Here is a 25,699-nt window from a genome sequence, read left to right on the forward strand (position 1 = left end):
CTTTTTTTTCGCGGCACAGCCCGATTACACGCGTGTCGCCCGCCGGGGGCGTGCCGGGCGCGCAGGCAAAGACGCGAGGCCCGTTAAGACGGGTACACTGGCAAGGTCGAAACGCTGATCGGAAGACAGCTTCGTTGTCTTCGATGTACCCATGCCATTCGTCCTGCATAAATACAAACTACTGTGGGGACTCGCCGCAATGGCGTTGGCTGCGCCGCTCGCGGCCCAGCAGTCCGGAAAACTCGAACCTAACACCATGGCGGCACGGATGGCCGCCTGCACGGCCTGCCACGGTTCGCAAGGTCGCGCCGGCCCGGATGGTTATTACCCCCGCATCGCCGGCAAGCCAGCCGATTACCTTTATAACCAGCTCGTTTATTTCCGCTCCGGGCAAAGGCAGTATCGCCCCATGCAGAACCTGCTCGAGCACATGTCCGACGACTACCTGCGGCAGATCGCCGAGTGGTTCTCCGGCCAGCATCCTCCGTATGCGGACCCGAGCCCTTCCCGTTTGCCGGCCGCGGTGCTCGATCGGGGCAGGCAGCTCGTGATGGAGGGCGACCCCCGGCGCGGCGTGCCCGCCTGCGTGGCCTGCCACGGCGCGTCGCTGACGGGCGTATTGCCGGCCGTACCGGCACTCGTCGGCTTGCCGCATGATTACATCAGCTCCCAATTTGGCGCGTGGACCAACGGGTTGCGCAAGGCGATCGAGCCTGATTGCATGGCCGACATCGCCCGGCGCATGACGCCGGAGGATGTGAGTGCCGTCGCAGGTTGGCTGTCATCGCAACCAGTTCGTAGCGCGACGCCGTCCTCCGGTTTGCCCGCGCCGCCCCCGATGGAATGCGGCAGCCAAATGCGCGTGGAGGTGCGGCAATGAACAAGCGCGCATTCTTGGCAGGGCTGGCCTTGGCCGTGGCAGCCGGCATCGGCACGCTGTTTTGGTTGGGGCATCGCGAGCACGATGTCGCACCGGTTTCATCGATCGTCAGGCCGGACGAGTCGATCCAGCTCGTCGAGCGCGGGCGCTATCTCGCCCGCCTGGGCAACTGCATGGGTTGCCATACGGAGCCCGGCGGTGCGCCTTATGCAGGCGGGAGGGCGCTTCCTACTCCGTTCGGCACGTTTTACGGCCCCAACCTGACACCGGACCCAGAGCACGGATTGGGCCGCTGGAGCGCGGAGGATTTCTGGCGCGCGTTGCATCATGGCAAAGCGCCTGACGGCCGCTTGCTGTATCCGGCGTTTCCTTATCCTAGTTACCGGTACGTCTCGCGCGAAGACGCCGACGCGCTGTACGCCTATCTGCGCTCCTTGCCTGCGGTGGCCAAACCCGATCGGGACCATGACCTGGCTTTTCCCTACGACCAGCGTTGGCTGGTCGCGGTCTGGCGGGCATTTTATTTCCGGCCCACCGAGCGCGAGGCCGCGGTGGCTGGCCAATCCGAAGAGTGGTTGCGGGGGCGCTATCTGGTCGAGGGCCTGGCGCACTGCGCGGAATGCCATACGCCGCGTAACCGCCTCGGGGCGATGGTGCCGGAAGCTGGGTTGGCCGGATCCCTGATAGGGGGGCAGTCCTGGTATGCGCCGCCGCTGACGGGGGACCGGAAGACCGGCTTGGGAGAGTGGACCCGGCAGGACATCGTCGATCTCCTCAAGACGGGCATTTCCCGCCACTCGCATGCGGCCGGCCCGATGGCCGAGGCTGTGCACCAAGGCTTCCAATATGCCAGCGATGCAGACTTGGATGCCATGGCGGCTTACCTCAAGTCCTTGCCCGCAGCCGGGACGGATACCGCAGCGCTCTCCGCGGCTGCACCCGCCTCGTTGATGGAGCTGGGAGGCAAGCTGTACGAGCAGCATTGCGCCCAGTGCCATGGTGCGGACGGCAAAGGGCAGCCTCCAGCCTGGCCCCCGCTCGCGGGCAATCTGTCGGTGGTGGCGGTTGCCCCGGACAATGCCATCCACATGGTTTTGTCCGGCGGTTTCGCGCCGAGCACGGCAGGAAACCCTCAACCCCACGGCATGCCTCCTTTTGCGCAGGCCCTGGGGGACCAGGACGTGGCGGCGGTGGTGACCTACATCCGCCAAAGCTGGGGCAACCAGGCGAGCGCGGTCAGCCTGCCTGAAGTGCGGCGCGTGCGCGAGGCGGTGCGGTAGCGGGCGACGTTGCCATGGCATCTTCTGCGAGTGCGCCCGCGCGGGGCGCGCTCGCTAAACCATTTCCGCGATGGCTTCCGCGATGGCCAGGGAGGCCGTCAGCCCCGGCGATTCGATGCCGTATAGATTGATCAAGCCGGGGATGCCGTGTTCGGCCGGGCCTTGGACCACGAAGTCCGCCGCGTCCGAGCCCGGTTTTCCCAATTTGGGGCGTATGCCCGAGTAGGCGGGATGAAGGGCCCCGTCGGGCAACGCTGGCCAATAGCGTCGAATCGAGGCATAGAATGCGTCCGCCCGTCGCGGATCGACACGGTAGTCCAGGCTGTCGACCCATTGCACGTCTGGCCCGAAACGGGCCTGGCCACCTAGGTCCAGGGTCAGGTGGACGCCCAGTCCCCCGGGTTCGGGCACGGGATAAATAAGGCGGGTGAAGGGCGAGCGTCCGGTCAGGCCGTAGTAGTTGCCTTTGGCGAAGTAGAGCGGGGGAATGGTCGACGGGGCGAGGCCCCGTAGCCGGGATGCGGTTTCCTGGGCATGCAGGCCGGCGGCGTTCACGACGAGGTTGGCCCGGATGTCCATGGGCGGCTCGCCGCCGACATGCAGCACGATGCCGTCCGCGTCGCAGTGGCCTTCCAGCACGGGGGAGCCTAGGGCCAGCATGCCGCCTGCTGCCTCGAAGTCGCCTTGCAGCGACAGCATCAGGGCGTGGCTGTCCACGATGCCCGTGTCGGGGCTGTGTAGTGCGGCCACGCAGTGTAGCGCCGGTTCGCAGCGGATGGCCTGCCCCGCGCCAAGCATGTCGAGCCGCTCCACCCCGTTCGCGCGGCCCGAGCCTCGTAAATGCTCCAAGACGTCGAGCTGCGCACTCGAGGTGGCCACGATGTACTTGCCGCAGCGCCGGTGCGGAATTCCGCGCCGGGCGCAGTATTCGTACAGCAGGTGCCTCCCGCGCACGCACCACTGCGCCTTGCGCGACTCGGCGGGATAGTAGATGCCCGCATGGATCACTTCGCTATTGCGCGAGCTGGTGCCGGTGCCGGTTTTTCTCTCCTTTTCCAGCACGATGGTTTCCCGGCCGCGGCCAGCGAGGGCGCGCGCAACGGCCAAGCCGATCACGCCGGCTCCGATCACGATGCAATCGACTTGTTCCATGGTTTCTTTCGTCAGGGAGAATGCGCCAGGGGCGGGGCACCCTAGCGGTCGAGGGTTGCCTCGAACGCCGCCGCGTTGCGCATGCCTTGGTCTTCGAAATTGGTGTTGAAAAGAACGTGCACGTTGGCGGCAGCCTGGGCCAGGCGGCGGACGAGTTCTGCGATGCGCTGCAGTTCTTCCTGCGAGTACTCGTACACGAAGCGGCCCGAAGATGCGGCGAGGCCGCGCCGGTTCCACGCTTCGTGGTTGCGGCCATGCAGGCGCACCACCGCGAGATCGTCGCGCGTCGCGGCCCAGACGGCCGGTACGCTGTTTATCCAGCGGTCGGGGCCGTCGACGACGGTGTGGGCTGCGCCGAGCTCCCGCAGCAGGGCGAGCGTCCCGGGCCTGCCGGCTGCGTCGAGCCAGCTGCGATGGCGAAATTCCGCGGCGAGCACCTGTTCTTGCATGCGTTCGGCGCATTCCGCCACGAGGGCGCGTCCCGCAGCATCGTTGTGCACGACCGGCGCGTACTGGAAGTGTACGGCCGCCAGCTGCCCGCTCTGGCGCAACGGCTCCAGCGCCTGGAGGAAACGGCTCCAGAGTTCGTCCCGCAGCTCCCCGGGCATCGATGCATAGTCCACCATGCGCGCGCCGGGCGAGAGCTCCGATGCGATGTCTGCAGGGAGGGCATCGACCGGCGCCTTGTGGCCGGTGAAGAGGCGAAACGCCTTGACGTGGAAGACGAAGCCCGGCGGCGTGCGTTGCGCCCAGAGGTAGGCGGTGCGTGCGCAAGGGAGCCGATAGTAGCTGCTGTCTACTTCGACGATCGGGAACCGCGAGGCATAGAACTGCAGGCGAGCTTGCGCAGTGCGTACCGAGCGGGGATAGAAGCGGCCGCACGCGAGCAGCGTGGGATCGGTCCAGGAGCACGTGCCGACGCGCACAGGCATGGGATGAGATGCAGCGGGAAAGGGCGTTTATACTGGATGAATATACAGTTTTCGCGTCCTTATGTCACATACCGCCGATGCGCCCGGCCGCGATCCTTGGGCCGAATTGAATCCCAGCCAACGCGAGGCCGTCGAGTACGGCCTGGGCGACGATGCCGTTTGCGGCCCCTTGCTGGTGATCGCGGGTGCGGGATCGGGCAAGACCAGCACTTTGGCCCATCGCGTCGCCAGGCTCATCCTCCATGGCGTCGACCCGCAGCGCCTCTTGCTGTTGACGTTCTCGCGCCGGGCCGCCGCCGAAATGGAGCGGCGCGCGGGCCGCGTATTGCAAGCCGTGCTCGGCAGCCCGGGCGGTGAACCGCCCGCCCTGCCGTGGGCCGGCACCTTCCATGCCATCGGCGCGCGCCTGTTGCGGGAGTATGCGCCGCGCATCGGGCTGTCCGAGTCTTTCACCATCCACGACCGGGGCGACGCCGAAGATCTCATGGGGTTCGTCCGGCATGAGCTTGGGTTCTCCGGTGCCAAGTCACGCTTTCCCCTCAAGGGCACGTGCCTTGCCATTTATTCGCGCGCCGTCAACAGCCAGGCGTCGCTGGAAGCCGTGCTGGCCAAGCATTTCCCGTGGTGCGCGCAGTGGGAGGCGGAGCTCAAGACGCTGTTCGGCGCGTACGTGCAGGCCAAGCAGGACCAGCACGTGCTCGACTACGACGATCTCTTGCTTTACTGGGCCGAAATGATGAAAGAGCCAGCCATCGCACAAGAGCTGGGCGGGGCCTTCGATCACGTGCTGGTGGATGAATACCAAGACACCAACCGCCTGCAGGCGGAGATCCTGCTCGCCATGAAGCCGGATGGCCGCGGGCTGACGGTGGTGGGCGACGACGCCCAGTCCATCTATTCCTTCCGTGCCGCCACGGTGCGCAATATCCTCGACTTCCCGGCGCAATTCCCGCGGCCGGCGCATATCGTCACGCTGGAGCGCAATTACCGGTCGACGCAACCCATCCTGGACGCATCCAACGCAGTGATCGCCGAGGCGGCGGAGCGCTATGCCAAGCGGCTCTGGACCGATCGCGCTTCGGCGCAGCGCCCGCAGCTGGTTTATGTCAGCGACGAGTCAGGGCAGGCACGGTGGGTGGCGGACCAGGTCCTTGCCAAGCGGGAGGCGGGCACGCGGCTGATGTCGCAGGCCGTGCTCTTCCGTTCCGCCAGCCATAGCGCAACGCTGGAGCTGGAGCTCGCCCGACGCAACATTCCCTTCGTGAAGTTCGGCGGCCTCAAGTTTCTCGAAGCAGCGCACATCAAGGACGTGCTCGCCTTGTTGCGCTGGGCGGCCAACCCCCTGAGCCGTTTGTCGGGCTTTCGCGTCGCGCAGTTGATGCCGGGCATCGGGCCCGCCACTGCCATGCGCCTGCTCGATGCCATGGCGCAAGCAAGTGACCCGGCCCAGGCGCTCGCGTGCTTTGCTCCGCCTCCTGCCGCCGCGGAAGACTGGAAGGGGTTCGTGCAGGCGTTCCTGTCGTTGCGCGAGGAGGGCCTGGCTTGGCCGGCGCACGTCGACTTGGCATTGCGCTGGTATGGCCCCCACTTGCAGCGGCTGTACGATGACGCCGCCGTGCGCCGGGCAGACCTCGACCAGCTGGCACGCATAGCCGGCACGTACGCGTCGCGCGAGCAATTCCTGACCGAACTGACGCTCGATCCGCCGGACGCCACCAGCGGGCAATCCGGCGCGCCGCTGCTCGACGAGGATTACCTCATCCTGTCTACCATTCACTCGGCCAAGGGGCAGGAATGGAATACCGTGTACGTGCTCAACGTCGTGGACGGCTGCATTCCGTCGGACATGAGCACCGGGGACGCCGAGGAAATCGAGGAAGAGCGGCGCCTCTTGTACGTGGCCATGACGCGGGCCAAGGAAGACCTGCAATTGATTGTGCCGCAACGCTTTTACGTGCACCAGCAGAGCAGCATGGGCGACCGGCACGTCTACGGCACGCGCAGCCGGTTCATTCCCGAGCGCCTGCTTCCTTTGTTCGAAATCTTGCCCAAGGCAGGGCAGGCTCCGGGCGCAGGGGGCGGGCCCGGCTCGCCGTCGGGCCCCCGAGTGGACATCGCGAGCCGCATGCGCAATGCCTGGCGATGAGTCTTTCCACGCAAAATGATTGACACAAAAATATTTTAAGTATGAAATAATGACCGTCGATTAGACGGGGGCGTTGCGTCCTCCAGTCATCTGGAAAGAGGCTCATCCGGCCAGCGGAGGACTCATGAACATCGTATGCATCGGCGGCGGTCCCGCCGGGTTGTACTTTGCGCTGCTGATGAAAAAGCGGGATCCGTCCTCCCGCATCGTGGTCATCGAGCGTAATCGTCCCTACGATACCTTCGGTTGGGGCGTGGTGTTCTCGGACCAAACGCTGGGCAACCTGGTGCAGGCGGACGAACCTACGGCCCGGCGCATCCTCCAGTCGTTCAATCACTGGGACGACATCGACGTCCACTTCAAGGGTCGAACCATCACTTCGGGCGGACACGGCTTTTGCGGCATCGGCCGCAAGCGCCTCCTGAACATCCTGCAGGACCGCTGCCAGGAACTGGGCGTGGAGCTGGTATTCGAAACCGAAGTGGAAGACGATCGGGAAATCGCAAGGCGCTATCAAGCCGACCTGGTCGTCGCGTCGGACGGCTTGAACAGCAAGGTGCGCAAGCGCTACGAGCACGTATTCAGGCCCGACATCCAGACCCGGCATTGCCGCTTCGTGTGGCTCGGGACCAAGAAGCTGTTCTCCGCGTTCACGTTCGCATTCGAAGAGACCGAATACGGATGGTTCCAGGCCCACGCCTATCAATACGATGGCGACACGTCCACCTTTATCGTCGAGACGCCGGATCACGTGTGGCAACGCGCCGGCCTGGACAAGATGAGCCAGGACGAGGCCGTCGCGTTTTGCGAGCGGTTGTTCGCCAAGTATCTCGACGGTCATCCGCTGATGAGCAATTCGCCGCACCTGCGGGGTTCGGCGATCTGGATCCGCTTCCCTCGCATCGTCTGTGCGAGCTGGATCCATTGGAACGAGATCGACGGCAGGCGGGTTCCCGTCGTATTGATGGGCGATGCGGCACATTCGGCGCATTTCTCTATCGGCTCGGGCACCAAGCTAGCGCTGGAGGACGCGATCGAGCTCTCGCGCTGCTTCGACACGCACCGGGAACAACGCCTGGAAGAGCTGTTGGCGGCGTATGAGGCGGTGCGGTCCGTCGAAGTGCTCAAGATCCAGAATGCCGCGCGTAACTCCATGGAGTGGTTCGAGAATGTGAGCCGCTATGTCGACCTCGAGCCGGAGCAGTTCGCCTACTCCATGCTGACGCGCAGCCAGCGCGTTTCGCACGAAAACCTGAGGCTGCGCGACGCTTCCTACGTCGAGAGCTACGAGCGCTGGTTCGCGCGGCGCGCGTTCGCGGCCGCTGGCCTGCCGGAGCCCGAGGCGGCCCGCGGCAAGCCTGTCCCACCCATGCTCACGCCGTACCGCGTACGCGACCTGGTGCTCAAGAACCGCATCGTCATGTCGCCCATGGCGCAGTATTCGGCCGTGGACGGCACGGTGGGCGATTTCCACCTCGTCCACCTGGGTAGCCGCGCCATGGGCGGCGCCGCCATGGTGTTCGCCGAGATGACCTGCGTGTCGGCCGATGCGCGCATTACGCCCGGCTGCCCGGGCTTGTACCGCCCTGAGCATACTGCCGCCTGGAAGCGCATCGTCGACTTCGTCCATGAGAACACGGATGCCAAGATTGCCATGCAGCTTGGGCACGCTGGGCCCAAGGGCTCGACCCGGCGTGCCTGGGAGGGGACGGACCTGCCGCTGGAGTCGGGCAACTGGCCGCTGGTGGCCGCCTCCGAGCAGCAATACCTGGAAGGCGTCTCGCAGGTGGCGCGCGCCGCTACGCGTGAAGACATGCGGCGCATCCTGGATGATTTCGTGCGCGCCACGGTCGAGGCGGACAAGGCTGGGTTCGATTGGCTCGAGTTGCACTGCGCCCACGGGTATCTGCTCTCCAGCTTCATTTCCCCGCTGACCAACCATCGCACCGACGAATACGGCGGCAGTCTGGAGAACCGCTGCCGCTACCCGCTCGAAGTCTTCGCCGCCATGCGCGAAGCCTGGCCGGCGCACAAACCCATGAGCGTGCGCATTTCGGCGCACGACTGGGTGGAGGGTGGCATCACGCCGGACGATGCCGTCCGGATCGCCCGCATGTTCAAAGCGGCGGGCGCGGACATGATCGACTGTTCCTCGGGCCAGGTGAGCAAACGCGAGCAGCCGGTGTACGGGCGCATGTTCCAAACGCCTTTCGCCGACCGCATCCGCAACGAAGCCGGCATCCCCACCATTGCCGTGGGCGCCATCTTCGAGGCGGATCATGTCAACGGAATCATCGCGGCGGGGCGCGCCGACCTCTGCGCGCTGGCGCGGCCGCACCTGGCCAACCCCGCGTGGACGCTGCTGGAAGCCGCGAAGATGGGATGGGACGTGAGCTGGCCCAAGCAGTACTATGCGGGCCGCATGCAGTTGGAGCGCAACCTCGAGCGCGAACGGCAGCTGGCGGCGGCCAACCAGGGTTTGTCGCCGCGGGAGATTGCCGCGCGTCTCCTGGAGTAGGCGTGCGTCGCGGACGCGTTTCGCCCCTCTCGTTCGACTGGCAGGACATACGACCATGGAGCAATTGAAAGGAAAACATGCGCTGGTGACGGGCGGGGGCCGGGGCATAGGCCTGGCGATCGCGCGCGAATTGCTGCGCCATGGCGCGTCCGTCACATTGGCGGGCCGCAGCGAGGCAGCCTTGGATGCGGCCGTTGCCGAGCTGTCGCCGCTGGGCGCGGTTCGCAGCCAGCGCATGGATGTTGCCGAATCTGCGTCGGTGCAGCATGGCATCGCCGCTGCCGCGGCGGCTGCCGGGCGCATCGACATACTCGTCAACAACGCGGGGCAGGCCGAGTCGGCGGCGATCGGCAAGACCGACGATGCACTGTGGGCGCGGATGCTGGCGGTGAATTTGAGCGGCGTGTTTTATTGCTCCCGGGCCGTCCTGCCGGGCATGTTGGAGGCGGGATGGGGCCGTATCGTCAACGTGGCGAGCACTGCCGGGCTCATCGGTTATGCGTATACGGCTGCCTACTGTGCATCCAAGCACGGGGTGGTGGGGCTCACGCGGGCGATGGCGCTGGAGGTCGCGGCCAAGGGCGTGACCGTCAACGCGGTGTGTCCCGGCTTTACGGACACCGACTTGAGCCGGGAGGCGATCGCCAATATATCCGCCCGCACGGGTCGCAGCGAAGCTGAGGCCAAGGCGGCGCTGGCGGCGTTCAATCCCCAGAAGCGCCTGGTGCAGCCCGAGGAAGTGGCCCATGCGGCAGTTTGGCTCTGCCTGCCGGCCTCTGCGGCGATGAACGGCCAAGCCGTCGCGGTGGCCGGGGGCGAAGTGACTTGAAGGAGTAACGATGGCACGCAAATCCATCGGCGAATCGAATGGCGCCGGCACGGGATCGGGCTCCGCTGCGGTGCTCGACATGGAGGCGCGCCTCACCGAGGACCATCACCAGTCCCTCGTGCTGTGGCTGCGCATGCTGTCGTGCACCGTACGCGTCGAGAATGAAATCCGCTCGCGCCTGCGTACGCATTTCGGCATCACCCTGCCGCGTTTTGACCTCATGGCCCAACTCGAGCGTCATCCGGAAGGGCTGCGGATGGGAGAGCTGTCCCAGCGCATGATGGTGACGGGCGGCAATGTCACGGGCATTACCGACCAGCTCGAAGAAGAAGGCTTGGTGGTGCGCGAGCCCTCGCCCGAAGACCGGCGCGCGTTCGTGGTCAAGCTCACGCCTGCTGGCCGCAAGGCGTTCGGAAAAATGGCCGCCGTGCACGAGCAATGGATCATCGAGCTGTTCTCGGCTTTGCCGGCGTCGTCCAAGGACATGCTCATCGACTTGTTGTCGCAATTGAAACAAGGCCTCAACGATCGCTTGCCGAATGAACGCAAATAAAAGGTGACGACTATGCGCTACGTCCACGGTGAAAAACAGATGTTGCACGGCGCCCGCGCGGCCATGGCCGGCTACCAGGCCCGGCATTTTTCCCTCGAAGCGCGCGGCGCCACTGCCGTCGTCACGCTCGACCGGCCGGAGCGCAAGAATCCGCTGACCTTCGAGTCGTATGCCGAACTGCGCGATTTCTTCCGGGACTTGGCCTATGCCGAAGATATTCGCACCGTGGTCATCCAGGGTGCCGGCGGCAACTTCTGTTCCGGCGGCGACGTGCACGACATCATCGGGCCGCTGACCAAGCTGGACATGCCTTCCCTCCTGGCGTTCACCCGGATGACCGGGGATTTGGTCAAGGCGATGCGTGCATGTCCGCAACCCATCATTGCCGCCGTAGACGGCGTGTGCGCGGGGGCTGGCGCGATCTTGGCCATGGCTGCCGACATGCGGCTGGGCACGGCGCGCAGCAAGACCGCCTTCTTGTTCACCCGCGTGGGCCTGGCCGGCTGTGACATGGGCGCGTGCGCCATATTGCCCCGGCTGATCGGGCAGGGGAGGGCGTCGGAACTGCTCTACACGGGGCGCGCGATGAGCGGCGACGAAGGCGAACGCTGGGGATTCTTCAACCGGCTCTGCGAGCCGGAGGCGCTCTTAGAGGAAGCGTGCGCGCTGGCAGCGAGCCTGGCTCAAGGGCCGACGTTCGCGCATGCGATGACCAAGCGCATGCTGCACCAGGAGTGGAACATGAGCATCGAGCAGGCCATCGAGTCTGAAGCCCAGGCCCAGGCCATTTGCATGGCGACGAATGATTTCCATCGCGCGTATCACGCGTTCGTCGCCAAGCAGCGCCCAGTATTCGAAGGCGATTGATACCCGTTCCCGCGCGGGCGCTGCCCGCGCCTGGCTTCCATGCATTGCGGAATCAACATGAGCGAAACCACCCCATCGAATGCCGTGCCGGCGCGTACCCCGCAACAGGGGGGCAAGGCATCGCGGATGCAGCACCTGGACTGGCCATTCTTTGAGCCGCGCCACGGCAAGCTGGTCGCAGCGCTCGATCAGTGGGCAGCCGGCCGGACGGCGCACGCGCATGGCGCAGACGTCGATGCGACCTGCCGGGACCTGGTGAGGGCGCTGGGCGAGGGGGGATGGCTGCAGCATGCTGTGGCCGGACGTGCCTACGGCGGGTCGTCCGATACCATCGATACCCGCACGGTGTGCCTGATCCGCGAGACCTTGGCGTATCACGACGGGCTGGCCGATTTCGCGTTCGCCATGCAGGGGCTGGGGTCCGGGGCCATTAGCCTATTCGGCACCACCGAGCAACGTGCTCGCTACCTGCAGCGCGTGGCGGCGGGGCAGGCCATTGCGGCGTTCGCGCTGTCAGAGCCCGAGGCGGGATCGGACGTGGCAGCCATGGCGTGCGCGGCCCGCCCGGACGGTTCCGGCTACCTGCTGAACGGCACAAAGACGTGGATTTCGAATGGCGGCATCGCGGACTTCTACGTGGTGTTCGTGCGCACCGGCGAGGCGCCCGGCGCGCGCGGCATTACTGCTTTCGTGGTGGATGCCGATACGCCGGGGCTCGAGGTCGCCGAGCGCATCGACGTCATTGCGCCGCATCCGCTCGCGCGCTTGCGCTTCCATGACTGCCGCGTGCCGGCCGCCCAGCGGCTGGGCGAGCCGGGGCAGGGCTTCAAAGTGGCCATGGCCACGCTGGATGTGTTTCGCACCTCCGTGGCGGCGGCTGCGCTCGGCTTTGCCCGGCGGGCGTTCGACGAGGCGATCGGGCGCGCGACGTCGCGCCGCATGTTCGGCCAAACGCTGGCCGATTTCCAACTTACCCAGTCCAAGCTTGCGGAAATGGCGACCGGCATCGATGCCGCCGCGCTGCTGACTTATCGTGCGGCATGGATGCGCGACGGCGGCGCTCGCATTACGAAAGAAGCCGCCATGGCCAAGATGACCGCCACCGAAACCGCGCAGCGCGTCATCGACGCCGCGGTGCAGATGTTCGGCGGGCAGGGGGTCGTGAGCGGCGAAACCGTCGAGCGGCTTTACCGCGAGATCAGGGCCCTGCGCATTTACGAAGGCGCCACCGAAGTCCAACAATTGATCATCGCCCGCGAACTGCTGCGTTCTGCCGGGGCGGCCTGACTAAAAGGAGAATCCATGGCATCGAACATCGAGATCCTGCAGCCCGGGGGTTGGCCGCGCCCGCGCGGTTATAGCAACGGCGTCGCCGCCCGCGGCAAGCAGATCTTCATCAGCGGGATGATAGGCTGGGACCCGGATGGCGTCTTTCGGGCCAAGGACTTTGCGGGGCAGGTGCGGCAGGCGCTCGCGAACGTCGTCGCCGTGCTGGCCGAGGCCGGGGCCCGGCCGGAACACATCGTGCGCATGACCTGGTACGTGCTCGACAAACGGGTTTATGTCGCGTCGTACGAAGAAATCGGAAAGGCGTATCGCGAAATCATCGGCCGCCATTTTCCGGCCATGACGGCGGTGCAGGTAGCCGGCCTGATCGAAGACGAAGCGCAGGTCGAAATCGAGGTCACGGCCGTCATTCCGGACTGACCCGGCAGTTTGGTCGCATCTCTTTCGCCCCGTGGGTATCATTGCAACGAGATGCGGCGATCCACGCCGTGGAGGGGTCCATCGTGAAAGACAAGCCTCACACCCTCAAGGCGGGGTATTACTGGTATTTCATCGACACCGACCCGCCGTCGGTCATACATATCCATGAGTCCGGCTCGGCGAGCTTGATGGGTACCGACTACGAGGTACCCGCCGAAGACGTTGCCGAAATGATCGCGCGGGGCGAAACCTTTATTTGGATCGATCCGCCCCAGGTGCCTTGAGCGCCGCATCCGTTCGGCCGGCTTTGCGCGAGGGTGCCTGCACGGGCCCAGGCCGCCGGCGCCTGCCCTGCCCGAAGGTGTCCGCATACTGCCGGGTAAACGCCGCGCCGAAGAAAAAAATCTGGGCAGAGTAGTAAATCCACAGGATCAGCGCGATGACCGAGCCTGCCACGCCGTAGGACGAAGCCACGTTGCCGTGGCCAAGATACAGGCCGATGACGCTCTTGCCCACCGAAAACAGCACGGCCGTGACTAGCGCTCCGGGAAGGACGTCGCGCCACGGAATGCTCGTGCTGGGCAGGAGCTTGAAAACGACCGCGAACAGCGCGGTCACGACGGCGAAAGAAAACAGGCTCGAGGCCAGCATCGCCGTCGTGGCGAACGCCGACTCCACCCAGAATGCATGCCAGTAATCCTGCAGGGCAGTGAGCGCGGCATTGACCGTCAGCGAAATCAGCAGGAACAGCGCAAGCACGAGCACCAGCCCGAACGACAACAACCGGCTGCGGATCTGCGCCCAGACGCCGGATGTCTTGGAGGCCGGTACGTCCCATAGTTCGTCGAGGCTGTCTTTCAGTTCCGCGAACGCGGTCGTTGCGCTGAACATCAGCAGCACCGTCGAAATGAGCGCTGCAGCCCATCCTTTGTCGGATTGCTGCGCGCTGGCGAGGACGGTCTGGATGGCTTCGGCCCCTTGCTGGCCGGTCAGCGAGCGCATCTGGCCGACGAGCTGGTTGCGCACGGCTTCCTCACCGAAGAAGGCACCGGCGATGGCGATGACCAGCAGCAGTATCGGCGCCAGCGAGAACACCATGTATAGGGCCAGGGCGGCGCCCTTGCTCGAGGCGCGGTGGGCCGACCAGCGGCGCACTGTGTCCCAGGCCAGAGAGACGACGAGCGTGCGGCGGAATCGTTCGAGGCGGGAACGCAAGTCCATGGAGCGACCGGCTGCGGTAGAGGTGGATCCTCGTCATTCTGGGCGCCTGCAGCCCCGGCGTCTGCTCATCCATACAAACCGACGCAACTGTAGATTTTTCTAACGGGAAACGCCGCGCGCTCTCGGTGTCGTCTATTGGGTACGCATCCGTTTCTTGCTTGCTGCCCCTGCCGCCCGGCCGGAGGCGTCAGTCCTGTGCGCGGAAGCCGGTCTGCGCGACGACCTCGCGCCAGCGTGCGATCTCCGCCCGGGTGTAGTCCCCGAGCGCCCGGCTACTGGCAAAGGCCGGGTTCACGCCTTGGTCCACCAGCTTGCGGCGGACCTCGTCGTCCTGCATGATCTGCTCGACCGCACGTTCCAGCGTGGCCACGACTTCGGCCGGCGTGCCCCGGGGAGCGTAGAGTCCGTACCATCCCGTGGCATCGACGTCGGGGTAGCCCAGCTCGGTCATAGTGGGAACGTCCGGGGCGGCTGGCTGCCGGCGTTTCCCCGTGACGCCCAGCACTTTCAGCTTGCCGCCCTGGGCCAGCTGTTGCGCCACTTGCAGGACGACGAAGCCGAACTGCACTTGCCCGCCCACCAAATCGGTGACCAGCGGCGCGGAGCCTTTGTAGGGTACGTGCTGCATGTCGAGCCCAGCCTTGCGGTTGAGCATGTCGCCCGCGAACTGGGAGGGCGTTGCGGCGCCGAAGGAGCCGTACGAATACTTGCCTCGCCCTGCGCGCAGCCAGGACAGGAGCTCCGGAAAGTTGCGGGCCGGCGTGCTGCCCGGGACTGCCAGCGCCAGTTCGAAATCCACCAGGCGCGCGATGGGCGTGAAGTCCTGGACCGGATCGTAGGGCAGTTTCTTGAAGGTGGCGGGATTCACGGCCATGGTCTGGGCAAAGCCCATCAGCACCGTATAGCCGTCCGGCGCGGCCTTGGCGACTGCGGCCGTTCCGATGAAGCCGCTGGCCCCCGCCTTGTTCTCGACAATGACGGGTTGGCCCAACCGGGCCCGCAGTTTCTCCGCCACCATCCGGGCGACCACGTCGGGCGTTCCGCCCGGGGGCCCCGGCACGACGAGGGTGACTGGGCGGGACGGATAATCGCTTGCATGGGCGGCAGCTGCTGCCAGCAAGCATGAAAGAAACACTGCAGTGTAGCGAAGCATTCGTCTTCCCCTGGCGATGACCGGCCATCGTAGTCCCGGACGTCCGCGGGCTGGTAATGCGATTTCCCGGCGTAGATATGCCCGATGCCTATATCGTCGGCCGAGAATGGGCGATCGGGGTATTCCTTAGGCTGGGCACAGCCGTCGAGGCTAGGGTTTTTGCTATCCTCACCGGAACGTTACCCCTGGGAGATAGCTGATGCGCCTCGTGCGCGCTGAAGGTATGAAACAGGGCGCAAAGCGCGCATGGAGTTGGACAATACGCTTGCTTGGCGTGGTCGGCGCGGCCGTCGTGATGGGCTGCTCGTCCGGCGACCCGGGTGCGCGTACGCCGCTCAACAGCCCTTATGCCGCCGGCGCAGAGCGCGAAAACGTCATGTACACGGCGTTCACGCAGCGCTCGCCCAAATACCTGGACCCGGCCAGCTCCTACTCTGTCGACGAGACGCCGTACACCTACCAGATCTATGAACCGCTGTACGGCTACCATTACCTGAAGCGTCCCTACGAGCTCGTGCCGCGCACGGCGACCCGCATCGTCGAGCCGGTTTACCTGGACGAGGCCGGCAACGTGCTGCCGCCCGACGTGCCGGGGGAGCGCGTGGCGCAGAGCGTGTACGACATACCCATCAAGCCGGGCATCCTGTTCCAGCCCCATCCGGCCTTCGCGGTCGACGAATCCGGGCGCGACCGGTACCGGCACCTCAAGCCGGAGGACCTGGAGGGCAAGTACGCGATCACCGATTTTCCCCACACGGGTACGCGCGAGCTGACCGCGGACGACTACGTCTATGGCATCCGGCGCCTGGCGACGACGCGCGTGGTTTCGCCCATCTATGCGCACATGACGGACTACATCGTCGGCTTCAAGGAGTACGGCGATCGCATCCGCGTCGTCGATGCCGAGTTGCGCAAAGGGCTGGACCCCACCACCCGCGACCTGCCTTGGCTGGATTTTCGCCAATACGCCTTCGAGGGCGTGGAGGCGCTCGATAAGTACACGCTGCGGATTCGGGTCAAGGGCAAGTATCCACAGTTCAAGTACTGGCTGGCCATGACGTTCTTCGCCCCCATCCCGTGGGAGGCCGACCAGTTCTACAGCCAGCCGGGCATGGCAGCCCGCAACTTGACCCTGAATTACTGGCCGGTGGGGACGGGGCCGTACATGTTGACCGAGTACCGGGAGAACCGCCGGCACGTGTTGACCCGCAATCCGAATTTCCGGGGAGAGCCGTATCCCTGCGAGGGTACCGAAGAGGACCGCGCCGCCGGCCTGCTCGAGGATTGCGGCAAGCCGACGCCCTTCATCGATCGCATTGTTTTCAGCATCGAGAAAGAAAGCGTGCCGCTGCAAGGCAAGTTCCTGCAGGGCTATTACGACGTGCCGCAGGCCGAGCGCGGCGAGTACGGCGTCGCCTACCTGGTGGCGGCGGGCGATTCCCAGGAAAAGGCCGCGCTGTACGCCGAGCGCGGGCTCAAGCTTCCCACTACGGTCGAGACCCAGAATTGGTACATGGGCTTCAACTGGCTGGACCCTGTCGTGGGGAAGGGAGAGACGCCCGAACAGCAGGAACGTAACCGCAAACTGCGCCAGGCCATCAGCATCGCCGTCGATTGGGAAGAATACGTCACGATTTTCGAAAACGGGCAGGCGCAGGTGGCACACGGCCCGCTGCCGCCCGGTTTGCTGGGGTACAAGGATCCGCCCGCCGGCGCCAATCCGGTGGTCTACGACATCGATGGCGAGAAAGTCACGCGCAAGCCGCTCGAGGTGGCCAAGCGACTCCTTGCCGAGGCGGGCTATCCCGAAGGCCGCAATGCGCAGACCGGCCAGCCGCTGGTCCTGAACTACGACGCCATGGGGGGAGTCTCGCCCGCCGCCCGCTCCCAGTTCGACTGGCTGCAGCGCCAATTCGGCAAGCTCGGCATACAGCTGGAAATTCGTTCTACCGACTACAACCGGTTCCAGGACAAAATGCGGCGCGGGGTGGCCCAGCTATTCATGTGGGGATGGAACGCCGACTATCCCGACGCGGAAAACTTCCTGTTCCTGCTGTACGGCCCCAACGGCAAGGCCAAGCATGGCGGCGAGAATGCCTCCAATTACACCAATCCGGAGTTCGACAAGCTCTTCGAGCGGATGAAGTATTTGGACGACGGCCCCGAAAAAGAGGAGCTGATCGCCCGCATGGTGTCCATCGTGCAACAAGACGCGGCTTGGATGTTCGGATACTTCCCGAAGTCGGGCGGCGCCTATCACCAGTGGGTGGGCAACGGCAAGCCGACCCAGATGATACGCAATCATCTCCAATACATGAAAATCGATCCCGAGCTGCGTGCGCGCAAGATAGCAGAATGGAATCGCCCGGTGTGGTGGCCGGTCCTGCTCGCGGCGGCGTTGTTGGTGTTGCTCGCCTTGCCGGCCTGGCGCATGGTCCGCCGCCGGGACCGCGCCGTCGCGGTTCAATCCGATCGCCCAGCAAGGAGCCCTGCATGACGGCTTATATCGTGCGCCGGATCCTCTACGGGGTCTTGATCCTGATCGGCGTCAATCTCTTCACTTTCATCCTGTTCTTCACGGTCAACACGCCCGACGACATGGCGCGCCTGGCCATAGGCGGACGGCGCGTGAGCGCCGATGCCATCGAGAAGTGGAAGGTCGAGCGCGGTTATGACAAGCCGCTGCTGGTCAACGCCCAGGCGCAAGGGGTGAAGCGCTACACCGACACCATCTTTTTCGAGCGTTCCGTGCGCCTGTTCGCCTTCGACTTCGGCGCGTCGGACGCGGGACGCGACATCGGTTACGAAATCCGCCAGCGGGTCGGGCCGAGCCTGGCGCTGGCAGTGCCGACCTTCCTGCTGGGGTTGTTCGCCAGCGTCGCGTTCTCGCTGCTGCTCGTGTACTTCCGCGGCACCTACCTGGATTTCTGGGGCGTGGTGCTGTGCGTGGCCATGTTGTCGATATCGGCGCTGTTCTACATCATCGCCGGCCAGTATCTGTTTTCCAAGACGCTGAGGTTGGTGCCGCTGTCCGGGTTTGCGGGCGGGTTCGACGCCGTCCGCTTCCTGGTGCTGCCCGTGCTCGTGGCCGTGATCGCCAAGCTCGGGCCCGAAGCGCGTTTCTACCGCGCCTTGTTCCTGGAGGAGATTGGCAAGGATTACGTGCGCACCGCCCGGGCCAAGGGATTGTCAGAACGGCTGGTGCTGTTCCGGCACGTATTGCGCAACGCCATGCTGCCGATTCTGACCAGCACCATTTCCACCATTCCGCTGCTCTTCATGGGCAGCCTGATTGCGGAGTCGTTTTTCGGCATACCGGGGCTGGGCAGCTACACGATGGACGCGATCAACGCGCAGGACTTCGCCATCGTGCGGGCCATGGTATTCATCGGCTCCGTGCTGTACATCATCGGCCTGATCCTGGCCGATATTTCCTACACGATCGCCGATCCGCGCGTCCGCTTCGAGTGAGAACATGCCCAAGATCGTCTTTCTCTGGACCGACCTCGCGCTGTTCCTGATCCTGCTCGGCGTGGCCCTCTATGCCTGGCACGTTGCCCGCACGCCGAACCTGCGCACCACGTGGGCGCGGGTGGGGCGGGACACGCCCGCGATGTGCGCCGCAGTCGTGTTGGGCGTGTTCCTGTTCATAGGCGTGTTGGACTCCATGCATTACCGCCCGCTGCTCGACGCGGTGGAAGTCTCCGGTGGAAAAGGGGCGCGGGCCTACTCGCCGGTGACGCGCTCCGTGCTCGACATCTTGCTGGAGAAACCGATGGGCGGCCGCGAGAAGACGTATTCCGCTCCGCTCGCAGTGCGGCAGTTCACCAAAGAGTCCATGTTGGTGGACGGCAAGCCGGTGCGCGATTACCCGCGCCTGCGCCATGGCGGTGCCCATTTGTCCGATCCCGATCAGCAATGGCTCGGCGACGTGCTGCGGCGGACCGCGGTGGGCGTGGTGGCGGGCGCCTTGGCGGCCGGGTTGGCGGCCTTGCTGGTGGCGGCCGGCTTGGCGCACCGCAGGGGCGTATCCCTGCCTGCCGCCTGGCACGACATCGTGTACCGACGCACTCCCATGCCGCTCGGGCCCATGCTGCTGACATTCGGCATCCTCGCGGTGATCGGCGGCGCGGCGGCGTCGCTGTCCACCGGCTATCACGTCCTGGGCACGGACAGCACCGGCAACGACGTGCTGGTCCAAACAGTGAAAAGCTTCCGTACGGCATTGATCATCGGGAGCGTGACCACGCTGGCGACGCTGCCGTTCGCGCTTTCGCTGGGCATCATGGCGGGCTACCTGAAGGGCTGGGTGGACGACATCATCCAGTACATCTACACCACGTTGACGTCCATTCCCGGCGTGCTGCTCATCGCGGCATGCGTACTCATGGTGCAGGTATTCATCGACAACAACCCCGACATGTTCGAGACAGGCGCCGAGCGGGCCGACCTGCGGCTGTTCCTGTTGTGCATCATCCTTGGCGTGACGGGGTGGGCGGGGCTTTGCCGGCTGCTGCGCGCGGAAACGCTCAAGCTGCGCGAGCTCGACTACGTGCTCGCGGCGCGCGCCTTTGGTGCTTCCCCCGCGCGCATCATGGTCCGCCACCTGCTGCCCAACGTCATGCACATCGTATTGATCACCGTCGTGCTGGAGTTCTCGACGCTCGTTCTCTACGAGGCCGTGCTGTCCTACCTGGGGGTGGGGGTCGATCCGTCCATGAATTCGTTTGGCACCATGATCAACTTGGCGCGCCTGGAAATGTCCCGTGATCCGATGATCTGGTGGAGCCTGCTTTCGGCCTTCGTTTTCATGCTGGCCCTGGTCCTGTCCGCCAACCTGTTCGCCGACGCCGTGCGCGAGGCGTTCGATCCCCGCGCACGGGCGTACCGTCCGGCGTGGGCGCGCGGGCGCGCCGGAAAAATGCTGGAGGATCGCTGATGAGCGCTTTCGACCGGTCGCCGGGCGGCCAGGCCATGCTCGACGTGCGCCACCTGGACGTCATGCTCGATAGCGATCACGGCATCGTGCATGCCGTGGATGCGCTCAGCTTGGCGATCGAACGGGGCCAGACGTTCGCCTTGGTGGGGGAGTCCGGCTGCGGCAAGAGCATGACCGCGCTGGCGCTGTTGCGCTTGTTGCCCGATGCGGGCCGCATCGAGCGCGGAGAAACGCTGCTCGACGGCGTCGATTTGAATCGTTTGCCCGAGCGCGACATGCGGGCCGTGCGCGGCCGCAAGATCGGGATCATCTTCCAGGAGCCTGCCACCAGCCTGAATCCCGTCATGAGGGTGGGCGATCAAATCGTCGAGACCATCGTCACCCATACTTCGCTGCGGGGCGCGGCGGCCAAGTCCAAGGCCGTCGAGTGGCTGCGGCGAGTCGGCATCCCCGAGCCCGAGCGGCGCGTGGATGATTATCCGTTCCAGCTCTCCGGTGGCCAGAAGCAGCGTGTGATGATCGCCATTGCGTTGGCGGCCGAACCCGAGCTGCTCATTGCCGACGAGCCGACCACCGCGCTCGACGTCACCATCCAGGCGCAAATCCTGGATCTGCTGCGCGACCTGCAGACGCAGCTCGGCATGGCCATGATGCTCATCACCCATGACTTGGGCATCGTGCGCCGCATGGCCCACCACGTCGCGCTCATGTATGCCGGCCAGATCGTGGAGTCCGCGCCCGCAGAAGCCTTTTTCCAACGTCCTCGCCACCCCTATGCCCGGCTGCTCTTTAGCGCCTTGCCCAGCATGGCGCGGCGCGGGATGCACCTGGCAGCCATCCCGGGCACGGTGCCGGCGCTCAACCAAGCCTTCCGCGGCTGCCGCTTCGCGCAACGCTGTCCTGCGCATGCGGCAGAGTGCGACGCCGCGCCGCCTGCACTGGTCGAAGAGGCGCCCGGCCATGCGGTGCGCTGCGTGCGCCTGGCCGCGATCGACGCCGCCAAGGCGGAGCATCGGGGACCGGACTTGCCCAGCGTGCACGTTGCGGATGGAGCCTTCCGCCAGGTTCACGCCCCGGGGCGCGTGCCGGACGCCGGCGAGGAAAGGGCCGCCGCCGGGGCCGGCCTGTTGCGCGTATCCGATCTCAAGGTGCATTTCCCCATCCGCAAGGGCGTGCTGCGTCGCACGGTCGGTTGGGTCAAGGCCGTGGATGGCGTGAGCCTCTCGCTGGACGCGGGCAAGACGCTGGCATTGGTGGGTGAATCGGGATGCGGCAAGACCACGACGGGCAAGGCCCTGCTCAGGCTCTTGGACGGAACGGCTGCCGTGACGGGCGAGGCGAGCCTCCTGGGGCAGGACCTCCTGCGCGCGGGGCGCCGGCAGATCAAGCGCCTGCGACGCGACATCCAGATCATCTTCCAGGATCCATTCGCCTCGTTGAATCCGCGCATGCGCGTGGGAGAAATCCTCGACGAAGGCTTGCTCTCGCTGCGGCCGGACCTCGATGACGCCGCCCGCCAGGCCGCCACCCTGCGGTTGCTCGACCAGGTCGGCCTGCGCCCTGACGCACGCGATCGCTATCCGCACGAATTCTCCGGCGGCCAGCGCCAGCGCATCGCCATCGCGCGCGCATTGGCGGTCGAGCCCAAGCTGCTGGTGTGCGACGAACCCACCTCGGCGCTCGACGTTTCCGTCCAGGCCCAGATCCTGAACCTGCTGCACGCGCTCCAGCGCGACATGGGCATTGCCTATCTGTTCATCACCCACAACTTCGGCGTGGTGGAATATCTCGCCGACGACGTGGCCGTGATGCAGGGAGGGCGCATCGTCGAATCAGGGCCCGCCGAGCGCGTGCTGACGCGGCCCGAGCATGACTACACCCGGCGCCTGCTCGACGCCGTGCCGCGGTTCGACGTCGAGACCGCGTAGCAGGCAGGTGAGCCCCGTGTCGCCCATCGGCCGGGTGGGCGCGCGTAGCCAGTACGTAGGCGGCGCCACCGATCGAGGTGCGGACGGAAGCCGGGGTGAAAATGCATTATCATTCGGCTCTTGCGGAGCCGGCGGCCCCTCACGGCGCCGCGGCCTGGAAGGGTGGCAGAGCGGTTTAATGCACTGGTCTTGAAAACCAGCGATGGGCAACCATCCGTGGGTTCGAATCCCACCCCTTCCGCCACCGCCGTCATTGGCCTTCGTCCACCGCACGCTGAGGCTGGCGCGACCGTGGATCAACGGCATGTCCCTTGCTATAACCATTGAACGCAGTCCATGTGGAGGCGGCGGAAATGGTGACGGCAGTGCCTGCGGCTCTGGAGCTCTGGACCATCGGGCATTCATCCCACTCATGGGATGAGTTCCTCCCGATGCTGACTTCCCACGGCATCCAGGCGATCGCCGACGTGCGACGGTACGCCGGGTCGCGCAAGTACCCCCACTTCAATGGCGACGCGTTGCGTCGCGCGCTTGGCGAGGCAGGCATCGAATATGTTCCCCTGCCTGAGCTGGGCGGCCGCCGGAGGCCGAGGCCTGATTCGCACAATACCGCGTGGCGCAATGATTCGTTTCGCGGTTATGCGGACTACATGGATACCGATGCGTTTTGGGGCGGCTTCGCGCGTCTGGTCGCCCTGGCGGGCCGCCGCAGGACAGCCATCCTGTGCGCAGAGGCGTTGTGGTGGCGCTGCCACCGGTCGCTGATCGCTGATCTCTTGAAGGTTCGTGGCGCCTGCGTCAGGCACATTGTCGCCGCTTGCAAAAGCGAGGTCCATCCCTACACGTCGGCAGCGCGCGTCGAGAACGGCCACTTGACCTATTCGACTTGACCGAGAGGCTTGATGGTCATGGACCAGGAGGAAAAACCATGCCAGGCAAGTTCAAGGTAGGAGACCACGTGACCTGGAACTCTGAAGCGGGTTGGGTGAGCGGAACCATCATCAGGGTGCACACGCAGGATTTCGAGTACAAGGGGCATAGGCGGCGAGCCAGCAAAGATGACCCGCAATACGAGATCAAGAGCGACAAGACCGATCACATCGCTGCGCACACAGGATCGGCCTTGAGCAAGGTCGCGAAATGAACCGGAGTCCGCGGCGTGCGGCCCGGGGCAGCGCCGCGATTTCCGCTCGCCGCCCTTGGCGTCGCGGCAGTGCTATTCGCGCGTCACGTTGGTGGTCTTGAGCAAATTGCCCCAGGTTTGCATCTCTTTGCGCAGGAATGCTTCGTACTCCGTCGGCCCACCACCGACCACGGTGATGCCCATTTCGGCGAGCCGGTTTTCCACGGCGGGCGTGCGCGCGGCCTGGGCGATCGCCTTGGACAGCTGTTCGATGATCGCAGGCGGGGTGCCAGCCGGGGCGTTGACGCCGACAAAGTTGACCCATGCGTAGTTCGGGAAGCCCAACTCTGAAACCGTCGGCAGGTCGGGTAGCAGCTTGGACCGGGTGGGGCCGACATTGGCGATGAGTTTGGCCCGCCCGTCCTTGACGGCCGGGGCGGCAATCAGCGCCGATGCGAACGCCATGTCGATTTGCCCGGCCATGACAGCGGTGACTGCGGGGTTCTCGCCTTTGTACGGCACGTGCATGAGGTTGAGGCCGGTCTCTTTCTTGAGCCATTCTCCACCCAGGTGGTGCGTGCCACCCGCCCCCGGCGTGCTATAGGTCAGCGGCTCTTTGGCGTTGCGGCCGAGTTCCAAGAGTTGCTTCATGTCGCTGGCGGGCAAGTCTTTGCGCGCCATGAGGACGTTCTCAAAGTTGAGCGTGTGGTTGACCGGAGCCAGGTCTTTAAGCGGGTCGTACGGTACGGTGGCATCCGACAGGGGCGTGATGACCAGCGGACCCGTCGGGCACCAACACAAGGTATAGCCGTCGGGCTTGGCCTTGGAAACGTAATCGGCCGCCAAGGTTCCTGCACCCCCTGCGCGGTTCTCGACGATGACGGCTTGCTTGAGCACGTTGTTGAGCTCTTGCGCGACGACTCGTGCAGAGACGTCCATCGCCCCGCCGGCCGGGTAAGGGACGACGAGCCGTATCGGCCGGTTTGGAAATTCCTGTGCGTGGATGGCCGAGAGCGGGGCGAGCGCCAGTGCTCCCATCGCCAGGATGGATCGGAACATGGTTGTCTCCTCGATGTGGGCGCCGAACGGGAGGCACGTGCGGCGCGTGGTTGTCGTGTTATGGGGTACGGGCGGGTTCGATGTCAGGCCGCCTTGTGCATGGACCCGCTCGCGGCGTCGTAGCTATAAATCCAGTCGACGGGCAGCGGCGGAGGCGGGGGGACGAGCTGGTTGTTGATGAACTGTTGCCGCGCCTGCAGTTGCACCCGTTTGCCGCGCGGCTGTCTCTCCCGCTCATAGGCGAGTAGCGCAGCAGTGGGGTCGGCATCCCCGAGTGCCAGGTGCCGAGCGATGGCATAACCGTCTTCGAGGGAAATGGCTGCGCCTTGTGCCAGCGTGGGCATCATGGGGTGCGCGGCATCCCCCAGTAGCGCGATGCGTCCTTGCACCCAGTGGTCGAGCGGATCGCGATCGTGAATGCCCCATTTGAACACTTCGGCGGCTTGGGACAGCACATGGAGCATGCCCGGATGCCAGCCGGCATACGCCTGCAGCATTTCCTCCTTGGAGCTCGGCACGGCCCAATCGTCGGACGCCCATTCAGTCGATACGCGTCCCGCGAAGATGTTCAGGAGTTCTCCGCCGCGTATGGGATAGAACAGGACGTGACCGGTCGGCCCCAGCCAACCCACGTATTCGGAGCCCGTCAGCCGGGTGGGAAGCTTGTCGGCGGCGCGATGAAGTTCCTCCATGGGGAGGATAAGCCGCCAGCAAATCTGGTTGGTGAAGCGAGGAGTGAGAAAACCGAAGAGTTTGCCGCGCACGGTGGACTTGATGCCATCCGCGCCAAGGATGACGTCCCCCTCGATTTCGCGGCCATCCTCGGTGCGCATGACCGCTCCCTCCGCGGTGTTGGCCACGTCGGCGCAGGCGACGCCTGTATGGACGGATGATTCGGGCACGCGCGAAAGCAGCAGGCGGTGAAGGTCCGCCCGATGTGCCATCAGATAACGGGCCCCGAATATTTCGGGCATCCTGTCTTTGAAGCGTTCACGGACCGTGACTTCGCCCGTGTCCCACTTGATGGAGAGCCGCTCGATGGGTTCGGCCGCGACGCGCATGAATTCTTCTTCCAGCCCGAGTGCCCGTATGACCTTGACGGCATTGGGAGCAATTTGCAGCCCCGCACCCACTTCGCCCAGCTGACGCGCACGTTCGTAGACCTGGACCTCGAATCCTTTCTGATGGAGTGCCGCTGCGGCGGTCAAGCCGCCTATGCCGGCTCCGACCACGATGACCTTGAGTTTACGGCCTGGTCCTATGCCTCCCATGTCTCCTCCGATATGTTGCGCCAGCCGTCAGCGCTGCGCGCGGTGTCAAGCGACACGAAGATTTGACCCCCTGACGACATCTGGAATTGACCCCCGGGTTAATCAACTCTCTGACGTGATCGGGGTGGGGGCAGCGGCCTT

At 65.2% G+C, this 25,699-nt stretch carries 22 protein-coding genes and 1 tRNA gene; 17 read left to right on the forward strand and 6 right to left on the reverse strand.

What is annotated here, in order from left to right; translation table 11 throughout:
• Nucleotides 1-199: 199 nt before the first annotated feature.
• Both IRZ12_RS03535 and IRZ12_RS03540 read left to right on the forward strand, forming a co-directional pair.
• On the forward strand, nt 200-880 hold the full coding sequence (locus IRZ12_RS03535) for a c-type cytochrome (RefSeq protein WP_296464203.1): 681 nt from the start codon (nt 200-202) through the stop codon (nt 878-880).
• The gene (locus IRZ12_RS03540) at nt 877-2,160 is read left to right on the forward strand and encodes a cytochrome c (RefSeq protein WP_296464167.1); all 1,284 of its coding nucleotides are present in this window, start codon (nt 877-879) and stop codon (nt 2,158-2,160) included. The genes IRZ12_RS03535 and IRZ12_RS03540 overlap by 4 nt, the downstream gene beginning before the upstream one ends.
• 54 nt (nt 2,161-2,214) lie before the next feature.
• Here IRZ12_RS03540 and IRZ12_RS03545 read toward each other — a convergent pair whose 3' ends face one another.
• On the reverse strand, nt 2,215-3,312 hold the full coding sequence (locus tag IRZ12_RS03545) for an NAD(P)/FAD-dependent oxidoreductase (RefSeq protein WP_296464169.1): 1,098 nt from the start codon (nt 3,310-3,312) through the stop codon (nt 2,215-2,217).
• 41 nt (nt 3,313-3,353) lie between these two features.
• Nucleotides 3,354-4,244, reverse strand: coding sequence for a DUF72 domain-containing protein (locus tag IRZ12_RS03550; RefSeq protein WP_296464170.1), 891 nt, complete (start codon nt 4,242-4,244; stop codon nt 3,354-3,356).
• Between the two features lie 61 nt (nt 4,245-4,305).
• On the opposite strand from IRZ12_RS03550, the gene IRZ12_RS03555 reads away from it, so the two are divergent.
• The 8 genes from IRZ12_RS03555 (at nt 4,306) to IRZ12_RS03590 (ending at nt 13,148) form a co-directional block, all read left to right on the forward strand.
• Nucleotides 4,306-6,390, forward strand: a complete 2,085-nt coding sequence (locus IRZ12_RS03555) for an ATP-dependent helicase (RefSeq protein WP_296464172.1) — start codon at nt 4,306-4,308, stop codon at nt 6,388-6,390.
• 124 nt (nt 6,391-6,514) lie between these two features.
• Complete coding sequence (locus IRZ12_RS03560) at nt 6,515-8,908, forward strand: bifunctional salicylyl-CoA 5-hydroxylase/oxidoreductase (protein WP_296464174.1); 2,394 nt, start codon at nt 6,515-6,517, stop codon at nt 8,906-8,908.
• A gap of 55 nt (nt 8,909-8,963) precedes the next feature.
• A complete protein-coding gene (locus IRZ12_RS03565) occupies nt 8,964-9,737 on the forward strand; it encodes an SDR family NAD(P)-dependent oxidoreductase (RefSeq protein ID WP_296464178.1) in 774 nt (257 codons plus the stop codon).
• 79 nt (nt 9,738-9,816) lie between these two features.
• Complete coding sequence (locus IRZ12_RS03570; protein ID WP_296464206.1) at nt 9,817-10,290, forward strand: MarR family winged helix-turn-helix transcriptional regulator; 474 nt, start codon at nt 9,817-9,819, stop codon at nt 10,288-10,290.
• A gap of 12 nt (nt 10,291-10,302) precedes the next feature.
• Nucleotides 10,303-11,157 carry an enoyl-CoA hydratase family protein gene (locus IRZ12_RS03575; protein ID WP_296464180.1) on the forward strand — a complete coding sequence of 285 codons (855 nt, stop codon included), beginning with the start codon at nt 10,303-10,305 and terminating at the stop codon, nt 11,155-11,157.
• A gap of 126 nt (nt 11,158-11,283) precedes the next feature.
• Nucleotides 11,284-12,444, forward strand: a complete 1,161-nt coding sequence (locus tag IRZ12_RS03580) for an acyl-CoA dehydrogenase family protein (protein WP_296464208.1) — start codon at nt 11,284-11,286, stop codon at nt 12,442-12,444.
• A 27-nt stretch (nt 12,445-12,471) separates the two neighbouring features.
• Nucleotides 12,472-12,864: a RidA family protein gene (locus IRZ12_RS03585; protein ID WP_296464211.1), complete on the forward strand. Its 393-nt coding sequence runs from the start codon at nt 12,472-12,474 to the stop codon at nt 12,862-12,864.
• Nucleotides 12,865-12,947: 83 nt separating this feature from the next.
• Nucleotides 12,948-13,148, forward strand: a complete 201-nt coding sequence (locus IRZ12_RS03590) for a hypothetical protein (protein ID WP_296464183.1) — start codon at nt 12,948-12,950, stop codon at nt 13,146-13,148.
• Here IRZ12_RS03590 and IRZ12_RS03595 read toward each other — a convergent pair.
• The gene (locus IRZ12_RS03595; RefSeq protein ID WP_296464185.1) at nt 13,117-14,085 is read right to left on the reverse strand and encodes a YihY/virulence factor BrkB family protein; all 969 of its coding nucleotides are present in this window, start codon (nt 14,083-14,085) and stop codon (nt 13,117-13,119) included. The two genes, IRZ12_RS03590 and IRZ12_RS03595, sit on opposite strands and share 32 nt — an antisense overlap.
• Before the next feature lie 187 nt (nt 14,086-14,272).
• Nucleotides 14,273-15,238, reverse strand: a complete 966-nt coding sequence (locus IRZ12_RS03600; RefSeq protein ID WP_296464187.1) for a tripartite tricarboxylate transporter substrate binding protein — start codon at nt 15,236-15,238, stop codon at nt 14,273-14,275.
• 295 nt (nt 15,239-15,533) lie between these two features.
• On the opposite strand from IRZ12_RS03600, the gene IRZ12_RS03605 reads away from it, so the two are divergent.
• From IRZ12_RS03605 to IRZ12_RS03635, 7 genes are all read left to right on the forward strand, one after another.
• Nucleotides 15,534-17,735: an ABC transporter substrate-binding protein gene (locus IRZ12_RS03605; protein WP_296464214.1), complete on the forward strand. Its 2,202-nt coding sequence runs from the start codon at nt 15,534-15,536 to the stop codon at nt 17,733-17,735.
• On the forward strand, nt 17,732-18,709 hold the full coding sequence (locus IRZ12_RS03610) for an ABC transporter permease (RefSeq protein ID WP_296464188.1): 978 nt from the start codon (nt 17,732-17,734) through the stop codon (nt 18,707-18,709). The genes IRZ12_RS03605 and IRZ12_RS03610 overlap by 4 nt, the downstream gene beginning before the upstream one ends.
• Nucleotides 18,710-18,713: 4 nt before the next feature.
• Nucleotides 18,714-20,177, forward strand: coding sequence for an ABC transporter permease (locus IRZ12_RS03615; protein ID WP_296464190.1), 1,464 nt, complete (start codon nt 18,714-18,716; stop codon nt 20,175-20,177).
• Entirely contained in the window at nt 20,177-22,105 is a 1,929-nt protein-coding gene (locus IRZ12_RS03620) for a dipeptide ABC transporter ATP-binding protein (protein WP_296464192.1), read from the forward strand. Before IRZ12_RS03615 ends, IRZ12_RS03620 begins: the two co-directional genes overlap by 1 nt.
• Nucleotides 22,106-22,261: 156 nt before the next feature.
• Nucleotides 22,262-22,349 (forward strand) — tRNA-Ser (locus IRZ12_RS03625).
• Between the two features lie 109 nt (nt 22,350-22,458).
• Complete coding sequence (locus IRZ12_RS03630) at nt 22,459-22,995, forward strand: DUF488 family protein (RefSeq protein WP_296464218.1); 537 nt, start codon at nt 22,459-22,461, stop codon at nt 22,993-22,995.
• Nucleotides 22,996-23,033: 38 nt separating this feature from the next.
• The gene (locus IRZ12_RS03635) at nt 23,034-23,249 is read left to right on the forward strand and encodes a DUF2945 domain-containing protein (protein WP_296464195.1); all 216 of its coding nucleotides are present in this window, start codon (nt 23,034-23,036) and stop codon (nt 23,247-23,249) included.
• Nucleotides 23,250-23,321: 72 nt separating this feature from the next.
• Here the strand turns inward: IRZ12_RS03635 and IRZ12_RS03640 are convergent, their stop codons facing one another.
• Both IRZ12_RS03640 and IRZ12_RS03645 read right to left on the reverse strand, forming a co-directional pair.
• Nucleotides 23,322-24,287 carry a tripartite tricarboxylate transporter substrate binding protein gene (locus IRZ12_RS03640; RefSeq protein ID WP_296464198.1) on the reverse strand — a complete coding sequence of 322 codons (966 nt, stop codon included), beginning with the start codon at nt 24,285-24,287 and terminating at the stop codon, nt 23,322-23,324.
• An 83-nt stretch (nt 24,288-24,370) separates the two neighbouring features.
• Nucleotides 24,371-25,558 carry an FAD-dependent monooxygenase gene (locus IRZ12_RS03645; protein ID WP_296464201.1) on the reverse strand — a complete coding sequence of 396 codons (1,188 nt, stop codon included), beginning with the start codon at nt 25,556-25,558 and terminating at the stop codon, nt 24,371-24,373.
• Nucleotides 25,559-25,699 lie beyond the last annotated feature (141 nt).

It is taken from the genome of Pigmentiphaga sp., from assembly GCF_019689535.1.
Lineage (GTDB): Bacteria > Pseudomonadota > Gammaproteobacteria > Burkholderiales > Burkholderiaceae_B > Pigmentiphaga.